The sequence below is a fragment of the Synechococcus sp. CCAP 1479/10 genome, assembly GCF_019038515.1.
Taxonomy (GTDB): domain Bacteria; phylum Cyanobacteriota; class Cyanobacteriia; order PCC-6307; family Cyanobiaceae; genus Cyanobium.
In genome coordinates this window covers 40,414-60,364 of record NZ_JAFKRJ010000037.1, presented here as the reverse complement: position 1 = coordinate 60,364, position 19,951 = coordinate 40,414, and the positions used below count along the sequence as shown (strand labels likewise).

Genomic DNA, 19,951 nt, shown 5'->3' with positions numbered 1-19,951 from the left:
CCGGACCCCATCCATTGGTCCCATCCAGTAGTCCCAGTTCCGATCAGCCCCTGGGCAACAGGCTGCAGCAGGATCTCAAGAACGATCTGATCGCCGGTCTGCTGGTGGTCATTCCGCTGGCCACCACGATCTGGCTTGCCACCACGGTGAGCCGCTTCGTTCTGGCCTTCCTGACGTCGATCCCCAAGCAGTTCAACCCGTTCAACACCCTCAACCCCCTCCTCCAGGACCTGATCAACCTGGGGGTGGGGCTGCTGGTGCCGCTCCTCGGCATCCTGTTGATCGGTCTGATGGCCCGCAACATCGTCGGCCGCTGGCTGCTGGAGTTCGGTGAGGGCACCCTGCTGCGCATCCCCCTGGCGGGCTCCGTCTACAAGACCCTCAAGCAGCTGCTGGAAACCTTCCTCCAGGGCAATTCCGCCCGCTTCCGGCGGGTGGTGCTGGTCGAATACCCCCGCGAGGGGCTCTATGCCGTCGGCTTCGTCACCGGGGTGCTGGGCACGGCCATCCAGGCCGATTTCGGCGAGACCATGCTCAGTGTCTTCATTCCCACCGCCCCCAACCCCACCACCGGTTGGTATGCGGTGGTGCCCGAGCGTCTGGTCAAGGACATCGAGCTGAGCGTCGAGGATGCCTTCCGCACGATCATCTCCGCCGGCATCGTCAGCCCCGACGAGCGGGAACCCACCTCCAACCGCAGCTTCGCCAGCCTGCTGGCCCAGCTGCGCGCCCCCCAACCCTCCTGATGCAGAGTCGCACCCTTGCCCGTGAACTGGCCCTGCTGATGCTGGGTCAGGTCAGCGACCGCGGCAGCGGCGCCGAGGCCCCCTCCGGCTCCTTCGATCTGCTGCTGCAGCAGGCCGTCACCAGCCTCAGCCAGCACGTGCGTGAGGCCCTCGACCGTTCCGCCGAGGATCTCCAGCAGGCCCAGCAGCGGCTGCTCGACAGCGAGCTGCAGGACCAGGGGGAGAAGCAGTTGCCGACGGTGCGGCGCCACCTGCAGGAGGGCCTCACCCACGCCGAGCACGCCCTCAACCGTCTCTCCGCCAGCCTGGAGCTGCCGCGCCTGCTGCTGCTGGCCGACCAGGAGGCGGTGCAGCGCGACGCCATCGGCCGCATCCGGGCGGTGCTGCGCGACCGCGAAGCCCTCGACGGCCGCATCGATGCGGTGATGGAGGGCTGGCGCCTCACCCGCCTGCCCCGGGTCGACCGGGACATCCTGCGGCTGGCGGTGGTGGATCTGGAGGATTTCGGCACCCCCGCCGCCGTGGCCTGCAATGAGGCGGTGGAGCTGGCCAACCGCTACAGCGACGAGCAGGGGCGACGCATGATCAACGGCGTGCTGCGGCGCTTCACCGCCGCCCGGGTCTGATCAGGAACGCGATGGTCTTCGATTGGTTCAAACGGGCCCTGGCCCAGCCCGCCCCGGCGCCCGCCCCCGCACCGACACCTGCACCCACACCTGCGCCCTCGCCGGAGCCGGTGCCCGAGTCCCCGCAAGAGCTTGAGGGCGCGGTGGCTCCGGCCGTGCCCGAAGCGACGGCCCCGGTGGCCGTGCCCCCGTCCGAGGCTGCGCCGGCTGATGCCGCTGCTGCGCCTGCTGTCGCCGCACCGGCCCCCGCCGCCCCCGCCGGCCCCGGGGTCGACGAGGACGCCCTGGCCTGGGCCCGCCAGGCCTATGCCCGGCTGAAAGCCCAGCAGGAGGCCGCCAGCCAGGCCGCAGCGCCCGCACCTTCCCCCGCACCGGCCCCGGCAGCCCAGGCATCCCCCGCTCCCGAAGCCGCTCCCGAGCCGCCAGCGGCCACCCAACCCGAGCCCGAGCCCGAGCCCACACCCGCCGCCCCGCCCATGGCGACCGGCCTGTCCCTGCTGGAGCAGGCCGCCGCCCAGCGTCAGCAGCGCCTCCAGGAGATCACCGCCCCCGCCGAGCCTGCCCCGGCAGCAGCACCGGCCGCCGCCACCCCTGCGGCCACCCCCGCGGCAGCGGACGCCGATCGGGCCGACCCCAGCCTCGGCGCCTTCGATGACACCTTCACCTGGTCGGCGGAGGTGCTGGCGGCCCAGGGACGCAGCGTTGAAGACGTCTCGCTGGAGGAGATCGACTGGCTGGGCAGGCTGCGTCGCGGCCTCGAGAAGACCCGCAAGGGGTTTGTCACCCAGCTGCTGGAGAACCTGGGCGACGATCCCCTCACCCCGGCCGTTCTCGACGACCTCGAGTCCACCCTGCTGCGCGCCGACGTGGGCGTGAAGGCCACCGACCAGGTGCTGGAAGCCCTGCGCCGCCGCCTCAACGAGGAGGTGGTCGACCCGGCCGAAGGCCTCCGCTTCCTCAAGGAGCAGCTGCGCGGCCTGCTGGACGAGCCGATCCGCGCCGGCGGCACGGCCCTGCTGGCCCCCCAGCGCGATCGGCTCAACGTCTGGCTGCTCGTCGGCGTCAACGGGGTCGGCAAGACCACCACCCTCGGCAAGCTGGCCAACCTGGCGGTGCGCAGCGGCTACAGCTGCCTGATCGCCGCCGCCGACACCTTCCGGGCCGCCGCGGTGCAGCAGGTGAGCGTCTGGGGGGAGCGCAGCGGCGTGGCCGTGGTCGCCAATCCCAGTTCCAACGCCGATCCGGCGGCCGTCGTCTACGACGCCATCGGCGCCGCCCGCTCCAAGGGCACCGAACTGGTGCTGGTGGACACGGCCGGCCGGCTGCAGACCAAGCACAACCTGATGGAGGAGCTGGGCAAGGTGCGGCGCACGATCACCAAGCTGGCGCCGGAGGCGGCGGTGGAATCGCTGCTGGTGCTCGATGCCAGCCAGGGCCAGAACGGCCTGCGCCAGGCCATGGCCTTCGCCAGTGCCGCCGGTCTCACCGGAGTGGTGCTCACCAAGCTGGACGGCAGCGCCCGCGGCGGCGTCGCCCTGGCGGTGGCCTCCGAGGCGGGGCTGCCGATCCGCTTCATCGGTGCCGGCGAGGGCATCCGCGACCTGCGGCCCTTCAACAGCTTCGAGTTCGTCGAGGCCCTGCTCGCCTCCTGAGGCCCTGCCCGCCTCCTGCGCCAGCCTGCCGCTGCTACCTTGCGTGTCCTTTGCGGCCGCTCGGTGAGCAGCCTGCCGCCTCCGCAGCCCCATCCCACCCCCACCACGGCGTCCCGTCCCGGTCAGGGGCTCTCCGTGGCGGCTTCGCTGCGCCAGCTGCTCGACAGCCTCGGCCGTGAGCAGCGCCGCAACCTGGAGCTGCTGGCCTCCCTCTCCTTCGCCCTGCGCAGCTACACCAACCTCAAGCGCTTCCTCGAGCTGGTGCCCCTGGTGGCCGCGCGCCTGGTGGAGGCGGAGGGCAGCCTGCTCGTGGTGTTCCACGCCGATGGCCGCCTCTGGCGCGAGCAGCTCCAGGCCACCCCTGGCGAGCGCAGCGCCGAGGTGCTGCGCCAGCTGGCCGCCCTGCCCGATGGGCAGCTCCAGAACCAGGAGGGCGACGAGGCCGTCGCGGTGCTGCTCGACCCCCTGATCCAGCGCCTGCTCGGCGCCCACCAGGTGTTCGCCACCTCCGTGGTGGCCCGCAGTCGCCAGCGGGGCCGGCTCTACGTGTTCAGCGACCGGCGCGGCTACAGCTGGAGCGACGTGCGCCGCCGGCACCTGCAGCTGGTGGCCGACCTCACCGGTGTGGCGCTGGAGAACGAGGTGCTGCAGCAGGACCGGCGCCGCCATGAGCGGCTCGACCGCCAGCTGAGCATCGGCGCCGAGGTCCAGTCCCAGCTGCTGCCCGACCACTGCCCCGTGATCGACGGCGTCGAGCTGGCGGCCCTCTGCCGCCCCGCCTTCCAGGTGGGCGGCGACTACTACGACTTCATCCCCACCCAGCCCCAGCTCAGCGGCCACCGGCGCGAGCAGGCCCCCTGGGCGCTGGTGATGGGCGATGTCATGGGCAAGGGGGTGCCGGCCGGCCTGCTGATGACCCTGCTGCGGGGCATGCTGCGGGCCGAGGTGCTCAGCGGACTGCCCCCCGACCGCATCCTCCACGACCTCAACCAGCTGGCCCAGGAGGACCTGGCCCACTCGCACCGCTTCGTCACCCTCTTCTATTCCGACTACGACCCCCGCACCCGCCTGCTGCGCTACGCCAACGCGGCCCACAACCCGCCCCTGGTCTGGCGGCGCCAGTCGGGCCGGGTGGAGCGGCTCGACACCCCCGGCCTGCTGATCGGCCTGCAGAGCGAGGCCGAGTACGGCTGCGGCGAGCTGCAGCTGGAGCCCGGCGACGTGATCCTGTACTACACCGATGGCGTCACCGAGGCCAGCGGCTTCAGCGGCGAGCGCTTCGACGAGGAGCGGCTGCTGAAGGCCTTCCAGGGCGCCTGCCGGGCCGCCCACGAGGCCCAGGCGATCCTGGATCGGCTGTTCGATCGCCTCGACCGTTTCGTCGGCAGCGACCGCCGCCTCGAGGACGACGCCTCGATGGTGGTGCTGAAGGTGCGGGACGGGGTGGTGCTGCCCTCCCTGCCCCCCACCTGAGACGAATGGCAAGCTGAGGGGCTGAGCGGAATGCCCTGATGGTCGCCGACCCCTCCCCCACCACCTGGAGCGATCGCTTCGAGCAGGGCCTGCATCCGGCGATTGAGCGGTTCAACGCCTCGATCGGTTTCGACATCGCCCTGCTCCAGGAGGATCTCGACGGCTCCGTCGCCCACGCCCGCATGCTGGGCCGCTGCGGGGTGATCAGTGAGCCGGAGGCGGAGCGCCTGATCGAAGGGCTCGAAGAGATCCGGGCCGAGGCGGCCGCCGGGCAGTTCAGGCCGGGCCTGGAGGCGGAGGACGTCCATTTCGCCGTCGAGCGGCGCCTGATCGAGCTCCTCGGCCCCCTCGGCAAGAAGCTGCACACCGGCCGCAGCCGCAACGACCAGGTGGGCACCGACCTGCGCCTCTGGCTGCGGCGCCGCATCGATGCCATCGACGCCGCCCTGGTGCGCTTCGAGCGGGCCCTGCTGGCGAGGGCCGAGGCCCACCCCGACACCCTGATCCCCGGCTATACCCACCTGCAGCGGGCCCAGCCGGTCTGCCTGGCCCACCACCTGCTCGCCTACGTGGAGATGGCCGAGCGCGACCGCCAGCGCCTGGCTGACGTGCGCCGCCGCGTCAACATCTGCCCGCTCGGGGCGGCGGCCCTGGCGGGGACGCCGGTGCCGATCGATCGCCGCCAGACCGCCGCCGAGCTGGGCTTCGAGGCGATCTACGCCAACAGCCTCGATGCGGTGAGCGACCGGGACTTCGCCGTCGAGACGATGGCGGCCCTGTCCCTGGTGATGGCCCACCTCAGCCGCCTGGCGGAGGAGGTGATCCTCTGGGCCAGCGAGGAGTTCGCCTTCGTGGGGCTCACCGACCGCTGCGCCACCGGCAGCAGCCTGATGCCCCAGAAGAAGAATCCCGATGTGCCCGAACTGGTGCGCGGCAAGAGCGGCCGGGTCTTCGGCCATCTGATGGGGCTGCTGACGATGATCAAGGGCCTGCCCCTCGCCTACAACAAGGACTTCCAGGAGGACAAGGAAGCCCTCTTCGACGGCGTGCGCACCTGCCTCGACTGCCTGGAGGCGATGGCCGTGCTGTTCGAGGAGGGGCTCGACTTCCGCCCCGCCCGGCTGGAGGCCGCCGTGGCCGCCGATTACTCGAACGCCACCGATGTGGCCGACTATCTGGTGGCCCGGGGTGTGCCGTTCCGGGAGGCCTACCAGTTGGTCGGTGGGCTGGTGAAGGCCTGCCTGCTGGAGCAGCGGCTGCTGGCGGATCTGCCCCTGGAGCGCTGGCAGCAGCTCCATCCCGCCTTCGAGGCGGACATCCACCAGGCGATTGCCCCGCGGCAGGTGGTGGCGGCCCGCCGCAGTGAGGGCGGCACGGGCTTCGAGCGGGTGGCCGAGCAGCTGGCCCTGGCGCGGCAGCGCCTCGATCGCACCCCCTGAGCTCCCCCGGCGGGCGTTGGAATCGCGTGTCTACGTCTAATCTTGGGGGGTCTCGGGCGCCCGCGCGCCCCATCGGTTCCCCCTCATCGGTCAGTGAGTATTTTCGTCGGCAATCTTCCCTTCCGCGCCGAGCAGGAAGACGTGGCTGAACTGTTCGCGCCCTTCGGCGAAGTGGTCAACTGCTCCCTGCCCCTGGAGCGCGACACCGGCCGCAAGCGTGGCTTCGCCTTCATCGAGATGGCCGATGCCGACACCGAGACCAAGGCCATCGATGCCCTGCAGGGCGCTGAGCTGATGGGACGTCCCCTGCGCATCAACAAGGCGGAACCCCGCAGCGGCGGTGGTGGCGGCGGCGGCGGTCCTCGCCGCGGCGGTGGCGGCTACGGCGGTGGTGGCGGTGGCGGCTATGGCGGCGGGGGTGGTGGCTACGGAGGTGGCGGTGGATATGGCGGCGGTGGCGGCGGCTACGGCGCCGACCGCGGTTCCGGGGCCAAGGGCTGGGAGGACCGCAGCTACGGCGGCGCTGGAGCTGGTGGCGGCGGTGCTGCCCCCGATGCCTTCGAGGCGGGTCGCTCCCGCCGGCGCCGCAGCGGTGGTGGCGGTGGTGAGTACGGCGGCGGCGACTACGGCGGCGCCGAGGTCTGAGCCGCCTTACAGGCCCCGTTCCTCCAGCTGGCGGGCGGCGGCCTCCAGCACGGCGGGGCCCGCCCCCGCCTGGCCGGCCTCCCGGGTCAGCCAGCCGCGCCAGCCGCGCGCCCCGCTGACCCCCTCCACCACCTGCACCAGGTGCCGGGCGATCGGCCACAGCCGTCCCCCCGAGGCGCACCAGCGCTCAGCGTGGGGCAGCACCCCCCGCACCACCGTCGAGGCCCGGGCCTCCTCGGCGCCACCATCCCCGAAGATCTGCCGGTCCACCCCCGCCCAGCGCAGGGGATGGGCGTAGGCGGCCCGCCCCACCATCACCCCGTCCACCAGGGCCAGCTGCTCCTGGCAGGGGCCCAGGTCCTCCAGGCCGCCGTTCAGTTCGATCGTCAGCTGCGGCCGCTCCCGTTTGAGGCGGTGCACCAGGTCCCAGCGCAGGGGCGGCACGGTGCGGTTCTGCTTCGGATCGAGGCCGTTCAGCCAGGCCTTGCGGGCGTGGACGGCGAAGCGGGCGGCGCCGGCCGCCGCCAGGCTGTCGACGAAGGCCAGCAGTTCCTCGTAGGAGTCCCGGTCGTCGATGCCGATGCGGTGCTTCACCGTCACCGGCAGGGGCGTGGCCGCCGCCATCGCCGCCACGCAGCGGGCCACCCGCTCCGGCTCCGCCATCAGGCAGGCCCCGAAGCGGCCCTGCTGCACCTTTTCGCTCGGGCAGCCGACGTTGAGGTTGATCTCGTCGTAGCCCCAGTCGGCCCCCATTCGGGCGGCCTCCGCCAGCAGCTCCGGGTCGTCGCCGCCCAGCTGCAGGGCCAGGGGGTGTTCGCCCGGATCGAACCCCAGCAGCCGCTCCAGCCGCTGCTGCCGCTCCCCCATGCGGGAGGGGGAGCCGCCCTGGGCGATGTGGTGCAGCGCCCGGGCCACCACCATTTCGGAGTAGAGCAGGCAGTGCCGGCTGACCTGCCGCATCAGCACCCGGAAGTGCCGATCGGTGCAGTCCAGCATGGGCGCCACACTGAAGCGGTAGTTGTGCTCCATCGCCCCATGCTGCCCAGCCGTGCCTCCGTGGTGGTGGTGGGAGGGGGCCCGGCGGGCTTCATGGCCGCCATCGCCGCCGCCGAAGCGGCCGCCGGCCACCTGTCCGGGGGGGTGCTGCTGCTGGAGTCCACCCCCGAGCCCCTGCACAAGGTGCTGATCAGCGGCGGCGGCCGCTGCAACGTCACCCACGCCTGCTGGGATCCGCGGCTGCTGGTGGATCACTACCCCCGCGGCGGCAAGGCCCTGCGGGGCCCCTTCTCGCGCTTCGCCCCCGGCGACACGGTGGCCTGGTTCCAGGCCCATGGCCTGCAGCTGGTGGAGGAGCCCGACGGGCGGCTGTTCCCCCGCTCCAACCGTTCCTCCTCGGTGATCGACACCCTGCGCCGGGCGGCGACCGCCGCCGGGGTGGCGGTGCACACGGCCGAGGCGGGGCAGGCGGCGGAGGCCCTGCCCGGCGGCGGGTTCCGGCTGCGGCTGCGCTCAGGGGCCGAGCTGCTCGCCGATCGCCTCGTGCTGGCGACGGGCAGCCACCCGAGCGGCCACCGCATCGCCGCCTCCCTTGGCCATGGCCTGGTGGCGCCGGTGCCCTCCCTGTTCACCCTCACCCTGGCCGACCACCCCCTGCTGGCCCTGGCCGGGGTGGCGATGGACCCGGTGCAGCTGGAGCTGCTGCTGACGCCCCTGGCGGACACCGCCACGGCCCCTCCCGCCGCCACCAAGCCCCAGCGGCAGCGGGGGCCCGTGCTGATCACCCACTGGGGCCTCAGCGGGCCGGCCACCCTGCGGCTCACGGCCTTCGCCGCCCGGGCCCTGCGGGAGCGCCGCTACCGGGCCGAGCTCCGGGTCGACTGGACCGGCGGCCGCAAGCCGGCGGAGCTGGAGGGCTGGTTCGCCGCGGCGCGGCGCGAGCAGGCCCGGCGTCAGCTCGGCAACTGGCGGCCCTGGCCCGACCTCAGCCGCCGCCTCTGGCTGCACCTGCTGGCCCTGGTCGGGGTCGACGCCAGCCTGCGCTGGGCCGATCTCCCCCGCCGCCATGAGCAGGCCCTGGTCACGGCCCTGAGGGACAGCCGGTACCGGGTCTCCGGCCGCGGCCCGTTCGGCGAGGAGTTCGTCACCGCCGGCGGCATCCCCCTGGCGGAGGTCAACCTGGCCACGATGGAGAGCCGCCTGCAACCGGGCCTGTTCCTGGTGGGGGAGCTGCTGGACGTGGACGGGGTGACCGGCGGCTTCAACTTCCAGCACTGCTGGAGTTCGGGCTGGCTGGCGGGCCAGGCCCTGGCGGCTCAGCGCACGTGCTCGTAGATCGAGAACATCGGCAGATACATGGCCAGCAGCACCGATCCCACGATGATGCCCACCAGCACGATCATCGCCGGCTCCAGCATGGAGGTCATGGCCTTCACCATCGTGCTGACTTCGTCTTCGTAGAAGTCGGCCACTTTGGAGAGCATGGCGTCCATTTCGCCGGTTTCCTCACCGATGGCGAGCATGTTGACGCACATCTCGGGAAACACGTTCTTCAGCCGTAGGGCCGCGCTCAAAGGCATGCCCTCGCTCACCTCATTCTTGGAGGAGATGATGGCATCGGAGATCACTGAATTGGTGGCGGTTTCTCTCACGATCTCCAGCGAAAGAAGAATCGGAACTCCCGCCTTGGAGAGGGAACTCAGGGTGCGGCAGAACTGGGCACTGGCCGATTTCTGCAGCAGTTCTCCGAACAGGGGCAGCTTCAGCAGCAGGCCGTCGATCTGGCGGCGGCCCATCGGTGTGTTGTAGGTGGACACCACCCAGAAGGCGAAGCCGACCAGGCCCGCCAGCAGGATCAGGGCCTTCCAGGAGCGCAGGAACTCACTCAGGTTGAGCATCAACTGGGTGAACAGGGGCAATTCCGCCCCCAGCTGTTCGAAGACGCTCGAGAAGGTGGGGATCAGGAAGATCGTCATGCCCAGGAACACGGCGATGGCGATCACCAGCACCGTGACCGGATAGCTCATCGCCCCTTTGATCTGGTTCTGGAGCTTGGCGTTGTCCTCCAGCAGCTTGGCCAGGCGTTTGAGGGTGTCGTCCAGGACGCCACCGGCCTCACCCGCCTCCACCAGGGCGATGCTGAGGTTGTCGAACACCTTCGGCCAGCGGCGCATGGCGTTGCCCAGGCTGTCGCCCTGGTTGACGTCCTGGGTCATGCCGGCCAGGGCCAGGCGCATCTTGTTGGAGCGCTGCTGGACCCGCATCAGGTCGAGGCTGCGCAGGATCGGCACGCCCGCATCCACCAGGGCGGAGAGCTTGTTGGCGAACAGGGCCTTGTCCCGGATGGTCACAGGCCCCTCGAGCAGGTCGGACAGGCCGCTGAAGGAGGAGGGCGTCTTCTTGACGGCCGCGGCCTGGGGGACCTTGGGGGTCTCCTTGCGCACCAGGGTGTTGGCCAGGATGCCGCGGCGGCGCAGCTCCCGCCGGGCGACGGAGGGGTTGTCGGCGTTCAGCGTCATCTCCCGGCGCTGGCCGGACTTGGTGGTGTAGGTGACGACGAAGGCGGTCATGGCATTCCTCAGCGATCGAGCAGTCGGACGAGCTCTTCAGGCTTGGTGGTCTTCAGCAGCGCCTCCTCACGGGTGACCCTGCCCTCCTCCACCAGGTTGGCGAGTGCCCGCTCGAGGGTCTGCATGCCCTGGCTGGCGCCGGTCTGGATCTGGGAATAGAGCTGGGAGCTCTTGCCTTCCCGGATCAGGTTGGCGATGGCGGGGGTGTTGATCATGATCTCCTGGGCCATCACCCGGCCGAAGGCCCCGTTGCCGGTGGGTTCGGCGCTCTTGCAGAGGGTCTGGGAGAAGACCGCCAGCAGACTGCCGCTCAGCTGCACCCGGATCTGGGTCTGCTGGCCGGCCGGGAACACATCCACCATGCGGTCGACGGTCTGGCCGGCGGAGCTGGTGTGCAGGGTGCCGAAGACGAGGTGGCCGGTCTCAGCGGCGGTGATCGCCAGCTGGATCGTCTCCAGGTCGAGCAGTTCCCCCACCAGGATCACATCGGGATCTTCCCGCAGGGCTGCCCGCAGGGCGTTGGAGAAGCTGCGGGTGTCTTCATTGAGTTCCCGCTGGTGAATGATCGACTTGTCGTTCCTGTAGGTGAACTCGATCGGATCCTCGATGGTGAGAATGTGCTCCGAACGGGTGGCGTTGATGTGCTCGATCAGCGCGGCCAGGGTGGTGGTCTTGCCGGAGCCCGTCGGTCCGGTGACCAGGACCAGACCCTTGGGCTTGCTGCTGATCTCCTCGACGATCGGGGGCAGGCCGAGTTTCTCGAGGCTGGGGATGGAGTTGCCGAGCGCCCGCAGGCAGGCCGCGTAGGTGCCCCGCTGGCGGTAGACGTTGATCCGGAACCGGGCCACGCCCTTGAGGCCGTAGGAGCAATCCAGTTCCCAGTTCTGCTCCAGGTTCTTGCGCTGGGCGTTGTTGAGCAGGGAGAAGATCAGACGGTTGCAGCTCTCCTCGGTGAGCTGGGTGTCCTGGATGATCGGCCGCAGCTGGCCGCTGAAACGGCCGTAGGGGGGATTGCCCGCGGACAGGTGCAGGTCGCTGCCACCGGCCTTGACCAGTTCCTGCATCAGGTCTTCGATGAGGAGATCCATCCTGCTCAGCTCCGAACGCACAGACAGTAGGGACATTCCAACCATTCGTCCTCAAGGCCGGCCCCGCAGCTGCGGCAGGTGAGGGTGCTCAGGGCCCGGGCGCGCCGCTCCGATTCCAGGCCCGTGTCGGTGAGCAGCATGCGCTCCACCTCCTCCAGGGTGGTCAGCCCCTCCCGCACCAGATCGAGGCCGTAGCCGAGCAGGGTCTTCATGCCGCTCTCCAGGGCCAGACGCCGCAGCTCCTCGGTCGTCGCCCGCTTGGCCACGGCGGCGGAGAGGGTCTCGTTCATGCGCAGGATCTCGTAGACCCCCACCCGGCCCTTGTAGCCCCGCCCCTGGCAGGCGCTGCAGCAGCCCTCCGAGCCCGGCAGCACCGTGTTGGCGCGGTAGAAGGAGATCTCGGTCTCGTCGGAGGCCACCAGGCCGAACCGGGCCAGTTCGCTGTGGTTGGGGTGGTAGGGGATCCGGCATTCGCTGCACAGGCGGCGCAGCAGGCGCTGGGACACCACCCCCAGCAGCGACGCGCTGACCAGGAAGGGCTCCATCCCCATCTCGTCGAGCCGGGCGAAGGCGCTGGCAGCGTCGTTGCAGTGCAGGGTGGTGAGCACCAGGTGGCCCGTCAGGGCCGCCTCGATGGCGGTGCGGGCCGTCTCCAGGTCGCGGGTCTCGCCCACCAGCAGCACGTCCGGGTCCTGCCGCATGAAGGCGCGCAGGGCGGAGCTGAAATCGAATCCCTTCTCGCGGTTCACCTGGGTCTGGGTGATGCCGGGGAGGGCGTATTCGATCGGATCCTCCACCGTGGAGATGTTGATCGTGGGGTCGTTGCGCTCCGAGAGCAGGGCGTAGAGCGTGGTCGACTTGCCGGAGCCCGTCGGGCCGGTGACCAGGATCATGCCGAAGGGCTTGGAACCGATGTCCCGCAGGGTGGACCTGGCTTCCTCGTCGGTGATCAGGGTGTCGAGGCCCAGCTGGGTGGCGCCGCTGTCGAGCAGTCGCAGCACCACCTTCTCGCCGTAGCGGCCTGGCAGGGTGCTGACCCGGAAGTCCATGGTGCGGCCGCGGAAGTTGCGGCGGATCCGGCCGTCCTGGGGCATCCGCCGTTCGGCGATGTCCAGGTCGGCCATGATCTTGAAGCGGGAGGTGACCGCAGGGATCAGGGTGCGGGGAAGCTTGTCGATGCTGCGCAGCACGCCGTCCTGGCGGAAGCGGACCAGCAGGCCGTCCTCCTGGGGCTCCACGTGGATGTCGCTGGCGCCGCTGGTGAGCGACTCGATCAGGATCCGGTCCACCAGGCTCATCACCGGTGAGACCCCCTCGCCCGAGCTGCTGGCTTCGAGGTCCTCGGTTTCCGGCGTGATCGGACCCTGGGGGGTGGCGGCCTGACCCAGATCAAGATCCCGGAAGAGGGAGGTGTGCTCCGCACCGGTGACCTGCGGGCGCTGGGTGAGACCTTCGGATGGCATCGACGGGAAGGATCGGGAGCGAAGCTTGGAAGCGAAGCCGGGTGTTGGAAGCGTGGCCGAGGTGCGGGCTTCCACCGCTTGTGGAGGGGGCTCCTGGGCATTCAACATAACGGCATCTGACATCCCTGCCAGAACGCATGACCGGCGACATCACTCCCCCCCATGAGGAACGGATCGATCCCCGGGAGGGCGCGGTCGACGCGGCCCGGGTGGAGGAGCTCCTCGAGACCCTGCCGGTGAACCCCGACGGCGGCACCGACCCCACGGGCTCCGCCCAGGCTTCCGGAGCTTCGGAGACCGCCGGCACCGCCCCGGACGCCACTCCGGACTCCGCTGCATCCGGCGCTGATCGCGTTGGCCAGCTGGAGGCCGAGCTGGCGGCCCTGCGCAGCGAGAACGAGTCGCTCAAGGGCCAGTACATGCGCATCGCCGCCGACTTCGACAACTTCCGCAAGCGCCAGACCCGGGACAAGGAGGATCAGCGCCTGCACATCACCTGCACCACCCTCACGGAGATCCTGCCGGTGGTCGACAACTTCGACCGGGCCCGGCAGCAGCTCAACCCCCAGAGCGAGGAGGCCCAGAGCCTGCATCGCAGTTATCAGAACCTCTATAAACAGCTGGTCGACGTGTTCAAGCAGCTCGGGGTGTCGCCGATGCGGGTGGAGGGGGAACCCTTCGATCCCTCGCTTCACGAGGCCGTGCTGCGGGAACCCAGTGAGGAGCATCCGGAGGACGTGGTGATCGAGGAGCTGCAGCGGGGCTACCACCTCGATGGCCGCGTCCTGCGGCATGCCCTGGTCAAGGTGTCGATGGGTCCCGGCCCGGCCGCATCGGCGCCTCCCAGCGAGGGGACGTCCGACTGATGGCCGATTACTACGACCTGCTCGGTGTCAGCCGGGACGTGGATGCCGACAGCCTCAAGAAGGCCTATCGGCGTCTGGCCCGCCAGTACCACCCGGACGTCAACAAGGATCCGGCCGCGGAGGACCGCTTCAAGGAGATCGGCCGGGCTTACGAGGTGCTCAGCGATCCCCAGACCCGGGCCCGCTACGACCAGTTCGGTGAGGCCGGCCTGGGGGGCGGCGGCGGCATGCCCGACATGGGCGACATGGGCGGTTTCGCCGACCTCTTCGAGACCTTCTTCAGCGGTTTCGGCGGGGCCGGCGGTGGCGCCGCGGCCGGGGCACGCCGTCGCGGCCCCCGCCAGGGCGACGACCTGCGCCTGGATCTCACCATCAGCTTCAGCGAGGCCGTCTTCGGCGCCGAGAAGGATGTCCAGATCCGCCACCTCGAGACCTGCACCACCTGCAGCGGTTCCGGGGCCAAGGCGGGCAGCGGCCCCACCACCTGCGGCACCTGCGGCGGCGCCGGCCAGGTGCGTCGGGCCACCCGCACCCCCTTCGGCAATTTCACCCAGGTGGCGCCCTGCCCCACCTGCGACGGCACCGGCCAGGTGATCGCCGATCCCTGCAACGCCTGCGGCGGCCAGGGCCTGCAGCAGGTGCGCAAGAAGCTGCGCATCAACATCCCCGCCGGCGTCGACACCGGCACCCGTCTGCGGGTCGGCCAGGAGGGCAACGCCGGCCAGCGGGGCGGGCCGGCCGGGGATCTCTACGTCTTCCTCACCGTCCAGTCCCATCCCCATCTGCGCCGCGACGGGGTGACGATCCATTCCGAGGTTTCGCTCAACTACCTGCAGGCGATCCTGGGCGACACGATCGAGGTCGAGACCGTCGACGGCCACGAGCCGCTGGAGATTCCCCCCGGCACCCAGCCCGGGGCCGTCATCACCCTCCAGGGCAAGGGCGTGCCCCGGCTCGGCAATCCGGTGGCCCGTGGCAACCACCAGTTCACCATCAAGGTGCAGCTGCCCACCAAGCTCAACGGGGAGGAGCGGCAACTGCTCGAGCAGCTGGCCGGACACCACACCAGCAAGGGCCAGCGCCACCACCACAAGAGCGGCCTGTTCGGCGGCCTGTTCGGTTGAGCGCCATGGGCGGCTCGCCGGCGGCCCTTGATCTGCGGGGAACGCCCTGCCCGGTCAATTTCATCCGGGCCCGTCTGGCCCTGGAGCCCCTGCCGCCGGGGAGCTGGCTCCAGATCGATCTGGACAGGGGGGAACCGGAGCAGATGGTGAGCGAGGGTCTGCGGAACGAGGGTCACACGGTGCAGCGGGTCGACCCGTCGCCCTTCGCCCCCGGGGACGGGGTGCGGCTGCTGGTGCGACGGGATGGGGGCTGAGCCGCTGCCGGGTCGGGTGGTGGCCCTGCAGGCCAACTACTGCCTGGTGAGCCTCGATGGCCCCTGTGAGCCCGGCACCGACGGCTCCGAGCCCTGGAGAGACGGCTGCCTGCTCTGCACCCGCCGCACCCGCCTCGACAAGAGCGGCCTGCAGGTGTGCGTCGGCGACCGGGTGACGGTGGCGGCCGTCGACTGGCGGGCCCGGCGGGGGGCGGTGGTGGGTCTTGAACCCCGCCACAGCCTGCTGGAGCGGCCGGCGGTCGCCAACGTGAGCCGGGTGGTGGTGGTGGTGGCCGTGGCCGAACCCGGCCTCGACCCCCTGCAGCTGACCCGGTTCCTGATCACCGCCGAGGCCACGGGCCAGCCGGTGCAGGTGGTGCTCAGCAAGGCCGACCTGCTGCCGGCGGCCGAGGTGGGGGCCTGGTGCCGGCGGCTGGAGGGCTGGGGCTACGACACCGTGGCGGTTTCGACCCGCAGCGGCGAGGGTCTGGAGGCGCTGTGGGGCCAGCTGGCCGAGCCGGGCATCGCCGTGCTCTGCGGCCCCTCCGGGGTGGGCAAGAGCAGCCTGCTCAATGCCCTGGCCCCGGCCCTGGAGCTGCGCGTCGCCGCGGTCTCCGGGCGCCTGCGCCGGGGGCGCCACACGACCCGGCATGTCGAATTGTTTTCCGTGGCGCCAGGGGCCCTGGTGGCCGATTCACCCGGCTTCAACACCCCCGCCCTGCCCGCCGACCCCCAGAGCCTGGTGGCGGCCTTCCCGGAGTTGCTGGCCCGCCTCCAAGCCACCCCCTGCCGTTTCGCCAACTGCCGCCACCTGGGCGACCCCGGCTGTGCCGTGGGGGACGGCTGGGACCGCCAGGCGATCTATGGCCGCTGCCTCGAGGAGCTGGAGGCCGCCGCGGCCCGTTCCCGTGGCGGCCAGGGGCGCCAGGGGGAGCGGGGCCTGCGTCAGCGGGGCGACCGGCTCGAACCGCTGCTCGACCCCCAGCTGCGTCGCTCCTCCCGCAGCACCCGGCGTCAGGGGCTGGAGCAGGACCTGCCGGCGCTGGAGGGGGACCTCAGTTCCCCAGACCGGGAAGATTCAGATCCAGACCCCCGGTGAGGGTTTCCATGCGCTCGCGCATGGTGCCGGTGGAGACCTCGTAGGCCTTGCAGAGGGCCGCCAGCACGGCCGCCTCGACCGTCTCGACGGGTTCGGCGAGCAGCTCGGGGCTCAGCTCGACCCGCAGGGGCTGCTGATTGCCGGAGAGCCAGACGCTGGCGCGGCCCTCGGGGTCGCTGCCCTGCAGTTCCATCGCGTCGAGCTCCTCCTGGAGCTTGTGGGCGTCCTGCTGAATCTGCTGGGCCTTGCGGAAGGCCTCGGTCAGCTGTCCGAAATTGGGAAGTCCGAAGCCGGCCATGCCAGGGGGTCGTCGTATGGGGTCAGGCTAGAACCCCAGCCGTTGGACCTCCGGGTGCAGCCGCACCCCGCGGCTCTCCAGCACCCGCTGCTGCACCAGCCGGATCAGGGCGTCGATGTCGGCGGCGGTGGCGGCCCCGGTGTTGACGATGAAATTGGCGTGGATCGGCGACACCTGGGCATCGCCGATGGCGAGTCCCTTGAGGCCGAGGGATTCGATCAGCTGGCCGGCCTTGAGCGGTTCGGGATTGCGGAACACGCTGCCGCAGCTGGGTTGCTGGTACGGCTGGGTGCTGGTGCGGCTCTGCAGGTTGGCGCTGGTGCGGGCGGTGACCACCGCCGGATCGTGGCCGGGCTCCAGCCGGAAGCGGGCCGAGAGCACCAGCAGCGGCTCCTCCTGCAGGCGGCTGTGGCGGTAGGCGAAGGCCAGATCGCCGGCGTCCAGTTCGAAGGGGGCGTCGGGCCGGCGGGGATCCAGCACCCGCACCGACACCAGCCACTCGGCGGTGCAGCCCCCCTGGGCGCCGGCGTTCATCACCACCGCGCCGCCCACCGTGCCGGGGATGCCCACGGCCCACTCCAGTCCCTGCAGGCCGCTGCGGGCCGCCTTGCGGGCCAGGGTGGGGATCGGTTCGCCCGCCTCGGCCTCCACCCAGCCCTCGCCCGGGTCCAGGCGGCTGCCCTGCAGCCGCCGGTTGCAGAGGGTGAGGCCGTCGAGGCCGCCGTCGGCGATCAGCAGATTGGAGCCCGCGCCGATGCAGCGGAAGGGGAGGCCCGAGGCCGCCGCCCAGGCGGCATGGGCGATCAGCTCCCCCTGGTCGGCGGGTTCGGCGAACCAGGCGGCCGGCCCGCCCACCTTCCAGGTGGTGTAGTCCCGCAGGGCGACCGCGGCCCGGGGCTGGCTGGGCGGGGCCGTCGCCATCCCCTCAGGCCACCAGCGGCGCGGTGGGGCGACCCCGTTCGTCGAGGGCCCCCAGGCGGTCCCAGAGGCTGTTGACGTCGCCGGCCCCCATCGCCAGCACCAGGTCGCCGGGGCCGGTGCCACCGGCCACCAGCTCCGCCAGGGCCTCCATGCTGGCGGCCACCGCCACCGGCAGGTCGGGAGCGAGGGCCCGCACCGCCTCGGCCAGGGCCGGGCTGGAGATCCCCGCCATCGGGGCTTCGCCGGCCGCGTACAGGGGCGCCAGCAGCACCGCGTCGGCCTGGGTCAGGGCGGCGGCGAAATCGTCCAGGAACTGGGCGGTGCGGGTGTAGCGATGGGGCTGGAACACCGCCACCAGCCGCCGGGGCACCAGCGGCAGCGGGCTGCGGCCGCTCTCCACCATCAGGCGGGCCATGGCGATCGTGGCCGCCACTTCGCTGGGATGGTGGGCGTAGTCGTCGACGATCGCCCGGTCCTGCCAGAGCCCGCGGCAGTCGAAGCGGCGTCCGGGGGGGCGCAGCCCCGCCACCGCCCGGCGCAGGTCCTCGAAGGGCACGCCCTCGAGCCGGCAGGCCGCCATGGCGGCCACGGTGTTGCTGAGGTTGTGGCGGCCGGGCAGGGGCACCTCCAGGGTGCCGAGCGCCTCCCCGTGCTCGTACCAGGTGGCCAGGGTGCCGTCGCCCCGTTCCTCCAGGGGGATGGCGGCGAAGTCGACGCCTTCGCTGCTGCGGGTCGACCACCAGCTGGTGGCCTGGAAGTGCTCGCGCAGCACCGGGCAGTCGCGGTTGGCCAGCAGGGTCGTGCAGCCGCCGGCGAAGTGCTGCAGGGTGGCCACCAGGGCGGCCAGGTCCGGGTAGTGGTCGGTGTGGTCGAGCTCCACGTTGGTGAGCAGCCCCAGCCGGGGCCGGAACTTCACCAGGGAGCCGTCCGACTCGTCGGCCTCGGCCACCAGCAGCCGGCCCTGGCCATGGCGGCCGTTGCTGCCGAAGGCGGGCACGATGCCCCCGATCACGGCGGTGGGATCCTCGCCGACGGCCTCCAGGAGGGTGGCGATCAGGGTGCTGGTGGTGGTCTTGCCGTGGCTGCCGGCCACCGCGATCGAGGGCTGGGCATTGATCAGGGCCGCCAGCACGTCGGAGCGGTGCACGATCGACAGCCCGCGCCGCCGGGCCTCGGCCAGCTCCTCGTTGGCGGCGGGCACCGCCGAGCTGATCACCACCAGGGGATCCGCCACCGTCCCGTCGAGGCTGGCGAGCACCGCGGTGATCGTGGCGGCGGTCTGCTCCTGGAACACCCGCACGCCGGCGCCTCCCAGCCGCTCCAGCACCGGACTGGGACGGGGGTCGGAGCCGCTCACCAGGAAGCCCCTCTCCGCCAGGATCCCAGCCAGGGCGGACATGCCGATCCCCCCGGCCCCGATGAAATGGAGCGGCTGACGGCGATCAAGCTTCGGGATCAAGGGGGACTCCAGGCCTCGCCGAAAATAACGGCAGATCGGCCCACCCCCCTCTGCGGGATACTGCGCTTTGCCGACCGTCTGATCCGGGGCCTGTGGCTGCGGGAAAGAGCGGGACCCCATTTCTGTATGATCGGCAGCCAAAATCCCCCCTTGCTAGCGGGTTCCACCGCTTTCTGCCATGACCTTGCGCGTTGCGATCAATGGATTTGGCCGAATCGGTCGGAACTTCATGCGCTGCTGGCTGAGCCGCGGTGAGAACACCGGCATCGAAGTGGTCGGCCTGAACGACACCTCCGATCCGAAGACCAACGCTCACCTGCTGCAGTACGACACGATGCTCGGCCACATCCGCAATGCGGTTGTGAGCCACACCGACGACACCATCGTCGTGAACGGCAAGCACATCAAGTGCTTCTCCGACCGCAACCCCCTCAACCTTCCCTGGAAGGAATGGGGCGTGGATCTGGTGATCGAGGCCACCGGGGTGTTCATTGACCAGAAGGGCGCCGGCAAGCACATCGAGGCCGGTGCCAAGAAGGTTTTGATCACCGCCCCGGGCAAGGGCGAGGGTGTGGGCACCTTCGTGGTGGGCGTCAACGCTGATCAATACCGCCACGAAGACTTCGACATCATCAGCAATGCCAGCTGCACCACCAATTGCATGGCGCCGCTGGTGAAGGTGCTCGACCAATCCCTCGGGATCGTGAAGGGCATGATGACCACCACCCACAGCTACACCGGTGACCAGCGCATCCTCGATGCCTCCCACCGCGACCTGCGCCGCGCCCGCGCCGCCGCCGTGAACATCGTGCCCACCAGCACCGGTGCCGCCACCGCGGTGGCTTTGGTGTACCCGCCGATGAAGGGCAAGCTCAACGGCATCGCCCTGCGCGTTCCCACCCCCAATGTCTCGGTGGTGGACATGGTGCTTGAGGTGAGCCGCGCCACCACCAAGGAGGAGGTGAACAGCATCTTCAAGTCCGCTTCCGAAAACGGGATGAAGGGCATCATCAAATACTGCGATCTGCCCCTGGTCTCCACCGACCACGCCGGCACAGATGAATCCACGATCGTGGATGCCGACCTCACCCTGGTGATGGACGGCACCATGGTGAAAGTGATCTCCTGGTACGACAACGAGTGGGGCTACAGCCAGCGCGTCGTCGATCTGGCCGAAGTGGTGGCCCGCAACTGGAAGTGACCCGGCTGCCCGTCCTCAGCTGAACCCGTTG

19 protein-coding genes are annotated in these 19,951 nt (G+C 70.8%); 12 read left to right on the top strand and 7 right to left on the bottom strand.

Translation table 11 applies throughout. The features are described from left to right. Positions 1-14 precede the first annotated feature (14 nt). From KUG39_RS13950 to KUG39_RS13925, 6 genes are all read left to right on the top strand, one after another. Positions 15-746, top strand: a complete 732-nt coding sequence (locus KUG39_RS13950) for a DUF502 domain-containing protein (protein WP_015109897.1) — start codon at positions 15-17, stop codon at positions 744-746. Further along, a complete protein-coding gene (nusB, locus tag KUG39_RS13945) occupies positions 746-1,372 on the top strand; it encodes a transcription antitermination factor NusB (protein ID WP_094586340.1) in 627 nt (208 codons plus the stop codon). The genes KUG39_RS13950 and nusB overlap by 1 nt, the downstream gene beginning before the upstream one ends. A gap of 11 nt (positions 1,373-1,383) precedes the next feature. Next, positions 1,384-3,024 carry a signal recognition particle-docking protein FtsY gene (gene ftsY, locus KUG39_RS13940; protein WP_216915669.1) on the top strand — a complete coding sequence of 547 codons (1,641 nt, stop codon included), beginning with the start codon at positions 1,384-1,386 and terminating at the stop codon, positions 3,022-3,024. A gap of 63 nt (positions 3,025-3,087) precedes the next feature. Then, positions 3,088-4,497 (top strand): PP2C family protein-serine/threonine phosphatase, encoded by a 1,410-nt coding sequence (locus tag KUG39_RS13935; RefSeq protein ID WP_502988651.1) that lies wholly within the window; start codon positions 3,088-3,090, stop codon positions 4,495-4,497. 38 nt (positions 4,498-4,535) lie between these two features. Next, positions 4,536-5,936, top strand: coding sequence for an argininosuccinate lyase (gene argH / locus KUG39_RS13930; RefSeq protein WP_216915667.1), 1,401 nt, complete (start codon positions 4,536-4,538; stop codon positions 5,934-5,936). A gap of 93 nt (positions 5,937-6,029) precedes the next feature. After that, entirely contained in the window at positions 6,030-6,581 is a 552-nt protein-coding gene (locus KUG39_RS13925) for an RNA recognition motif domain-containing protein (RefSeq protein WP_216915665.1), read from the top strand. A gap of 6 nt (positions 6,582-6,587) precedes the next feature. Here KUG39_RS13925 and dusA read toward each other — a convergent pair whose 3' ends face one another. Further along, positions 6,588-7,610, bottom strand: coding sequence for a tRNA dihydrouridine(20/20a) synthase DusA (gene dusA, locus KUG39_RS13920; RefSeq protein ID WP_216915663.1), 1,023 nt, complete (start codon positions 7,608-7,610; stop codon positions 6,588-6,590). Positions 7,611-7,616: 6 nt separating this feature from the next. On the opposite strand from dusA, the gene KUG39_RS13915 reads away from it, so the two are divergent. Next, on the top strand, positions 7,617-8,912 hold the full coding sequence (locus KUG39_RS13915) for a BaiN/RdsA family NAD(P)/FAD-dependent oxidoreductase (RefSeq protein ID WP_216915661.1): 1,296 nt from the start codon (positions 7,617-7,619) through the stop codon (positions 8,910-8,912). On the opposite strand, the gene KUG39_RS13910 is transcribed toward KUG39_RS13915, so the two are convergent. Genes KUG39_RS13910 through KUG39_RS13900 form a run of 3 tightly spaced genes read right to left on the bottom strand, consistent with a single transcriptional unit; the run spans position 8,894 to position 12,698 of the window. Beyond that, entirely contained in the window at positions 8,894-10,147 is a 1,254-nt protein-coding gene (locus KUG39_RS13910) for a type II secretion system F family protein (RefSeq protein ID WP_216915659.1), read from the bottom strand. The genes KUG39_RS13915 and KUG39_RS13910 overlap by 19 nt on opposite strands. An 8-nt stretch (positions 10,148-10,155) precedes the next feature. Further along, complete coding sequence (locus tag KUG39_RS13905; RefSeq protein WP_216915657.1) at positions 10,156-11,235, bottom strand: type IV pilus twitching motility protein PilT; 1,080 nt, start codon at positions 11,233-11,235, stop codon at positions 10,156-10,158. 5 nt (positions 11,236-11,240) lie between these two features. Next, the gene (locus KUG39_RS13900) at positions 11,241-12,698 is read right to left on the bottom strand and encodes a GspE/PulE family protein (RefSeq protein WP_216915655.1); all 1,458 of its coding nucleotides are present in this window, start codon (positions 12,696-12,698) and stop codon (positions 11,241-11,243) included. A 209-nt stretch (positions 12,699-12,907) separates the two neighbouring features. On the opposite strand from KUG39_RS13900, the gene grpE reads away from it, so the two are divergent. Genes grpE through rsgA form a run of 4 tightly spaced genes read left to right on the top strand, consistent with a single transcriptional unit; the run spans position 12,908 to position 16,041 of the window. Beyond that, positions 12,908-13,564 carry a nucleotide exchange factor GrpE gene (gene grpE, locus KUG39_RS13895; protein ID WP_502988652.1) on the top strand — a complete coding sequence of 219 codons (657 nt, stop codon included), beginning with the start codon at positions 12,908-12,910 and terminating at the stop codon, positions 13,562-13,564. Further along, entirely contained in the window at positions 13,564-14,688 is a 1,125-nt protein-coding gene (dnaJ, locus tag KUG39_RS13890) for a molecular chaperone DnaJ (RefSeq protein ID WP_216915651.1), read from the top strand. The genes grpE and dnaJ overlap by 1 nt, the downstream gene beginning before the upstream one ends. A 5-nt stretch (positions 14,689-14,693) precedes the next feature. Next, complete coding sequence (locus KUG39_RS13885) at positions 14,694-14,942, top strand: sulfurtransferase TusA family protein (RefSeq protein WP_216915649.1); 249 nt, start codon at positions 14,694-14,696, stop codon at positions 14,940-14,942. Beyond that, positions 14,932-16,041, top strand: coding sequence for a ribosome small subunit-dependent GTPase A (rsgA, locus tag KUG39_RS13880; RefSeq protein ID WP_216915647.1), 1,110 nt, complete (start codon positions 14,932-14,934; stop codon positions 16,039-16,041). The genes KUG39_RS13885 and rsgA overlap by 11 nt, the downstream gene beginning before the upstream one ends. On the opposite strand, the gene KUG39_RS13875 is transcribed toward rsgA, so the two are convergent. Genes KUG39_RS13875 through murC form a run of 3 tightly spaced genes read right to left on the bottom strand, consistent with a single transcriptional unit; the run spans position 15,998 to position 18,716 of the window. Then, positions 15,998-16,339, bottom strand: a complete 342-nt coding sequence (locus tag KUG39_RS13875) for a YbaB/EbfC family nucleoid-associated protein (RefSeq protein ID WP_216915645.1) — start codon at positions 16,337-16,339, stop codon at positions 15,998-16,000. The two genes, rsgA and KUG39_RS13875, sit on opposite strands and share 44 nt — an antisense overlap. 27 nt (positions 16,340-16,366) lie before the next feature. Next, complete coding sequence (murB, locus tag KUG39_RS13870; protein ID WP_216915643.1) at positions 16,367-17,260, bottom strand: UDP-N-acetylmuramate dehydrogenase; 894 nt, start codon at positions 17,258-17,260, stop codon at positions 16,367-16,369. Positions 17,261-17,264: 4 nt separating this feature from the next. Next, complete coding sequence (gene murC / locus KUG39_RS13865; protein ID WP_216915700.1) at positions 17,265-18,716, bottom strand: UDP-N-acetylmuramate--L-alanine ligase; 1,452 nt, start codon at positions 18,714-18,716, stop codon at positions 17,265-17,267. 181 nt (positions 18,717-18,897) lie between these two features. On the opposite strand from murC, the gene KUG39_RS13860 reads away from it, so the two are divergent. Continuing rightward, a complete protein-coding gene (locus tag KUG39_RS13860) occupies positions 18,898-19,920 on the top strand; it encodes a type I glyceraldehyde-3-phosphate dehydrogenase (RefSeq protein WP_216915642.1) in 1,023 nt (340 codons plus the stop codon). Positions 19,921-19,951 lie beyond the last annotated feature (31 nt).

Bases quoted from the DNA above. Each gene is read 5' to 3' on its own strand.
- KUG39_RS13875 (WP_216915645.1), bottom strand. From the start codon at position 16,339: ATGGCCGGCTTCGGACTTCCCAATTTCGGACAGCTGACCGAGGCCTTC.
- ftsY (WP_216915669.1), top strand. From the start codon at position 1,384: ATGGTCTTCGATTGGTTCAAACGGGCCCTGGCCCAGCCCGCCCCGGCG.
- nusB (WP_094586340.1), top strand. From the start codon at position 746: ATGCAGAGTCGCACCCTTGCCCGTGAACTGGCCCTGCTGATGCTGGGT.
- KUG39_RS13905 (WP_216915657.1), bottom strand. From the start codon at position 11,235: ATGGATCTCCTCATCGAAGACCTGATGCAGGAACTGGTCAAGGCCGGT.
- rsgA (WP_216915647.1), top strand. From the start codon at position 14,932: ATGGGGGCTGAGCCGCTGCCGGGTCGGGTGGTGGCCCTGCAGGCCAAC.
- KUG39_RS13910 (WP_216915659.1), bottom strand. From the start codon at position 10,147: ATGACCGCCTTCGTCGTCACCTACACCACCAAGTCCGGCCAGCGCCGG.
- dnaJ (WP_216915651.1), top strand. From the start codon at position 13,564: ATGGCCGATTACTACGACCTGCTCGGTGTCAGCCGGGACGTGGATGCC.
- KUG39_RS13860 (WP_216915642.1), top strand. From the start codon at position 18,898: ATGACCTTGCGCGTTGCGATCAATGGATTTGGCCGAATCGGTCGGAAC.
- KUG39_RS13900 (WP_216915655.1), bottom strand. From the start codon at position 12,698: ATGCCATCCGAAGGTCTCACCCAGCGCCCGCAGGTCACCGGTGCGGAG.
- KUG39_RS13915 (WP_216915661.1), top strand. From the start codon at position 7,617: ATGCTGCCCAGCCGTGCCTCCGTGGTGGTGGTGGGAGGGGGCCCGGCG.
- dusA (WP_216915663.1), bottom strand. From the start codon at position 7,610: ATGGAGCACAACTACCGCTTCAGTGTGGCGCCCATGCTGGACTGCACC.
- argH (WP_216915667.1), top strand. From the start codon at position 4,536: ATGGTCGCCGACCCCTCCCCCACCACCTGGAGCGATCGCTTCGAGCAG.
- KUG39_RS13885 (WP_216915649.1), top strand. From the start codon at position 14,694: ATGGGCGGCTCGCCGGCGGCCCTTGATCTGCGGGGAACGCCCTGCCCG.
- murB (WP_216915643.1), bottom strand. From the start codon at position 17,260: ATGGCGACGGCCCCGCCCAGCCAGCCCCGGGCCGCGGTCGCCCTGCGG.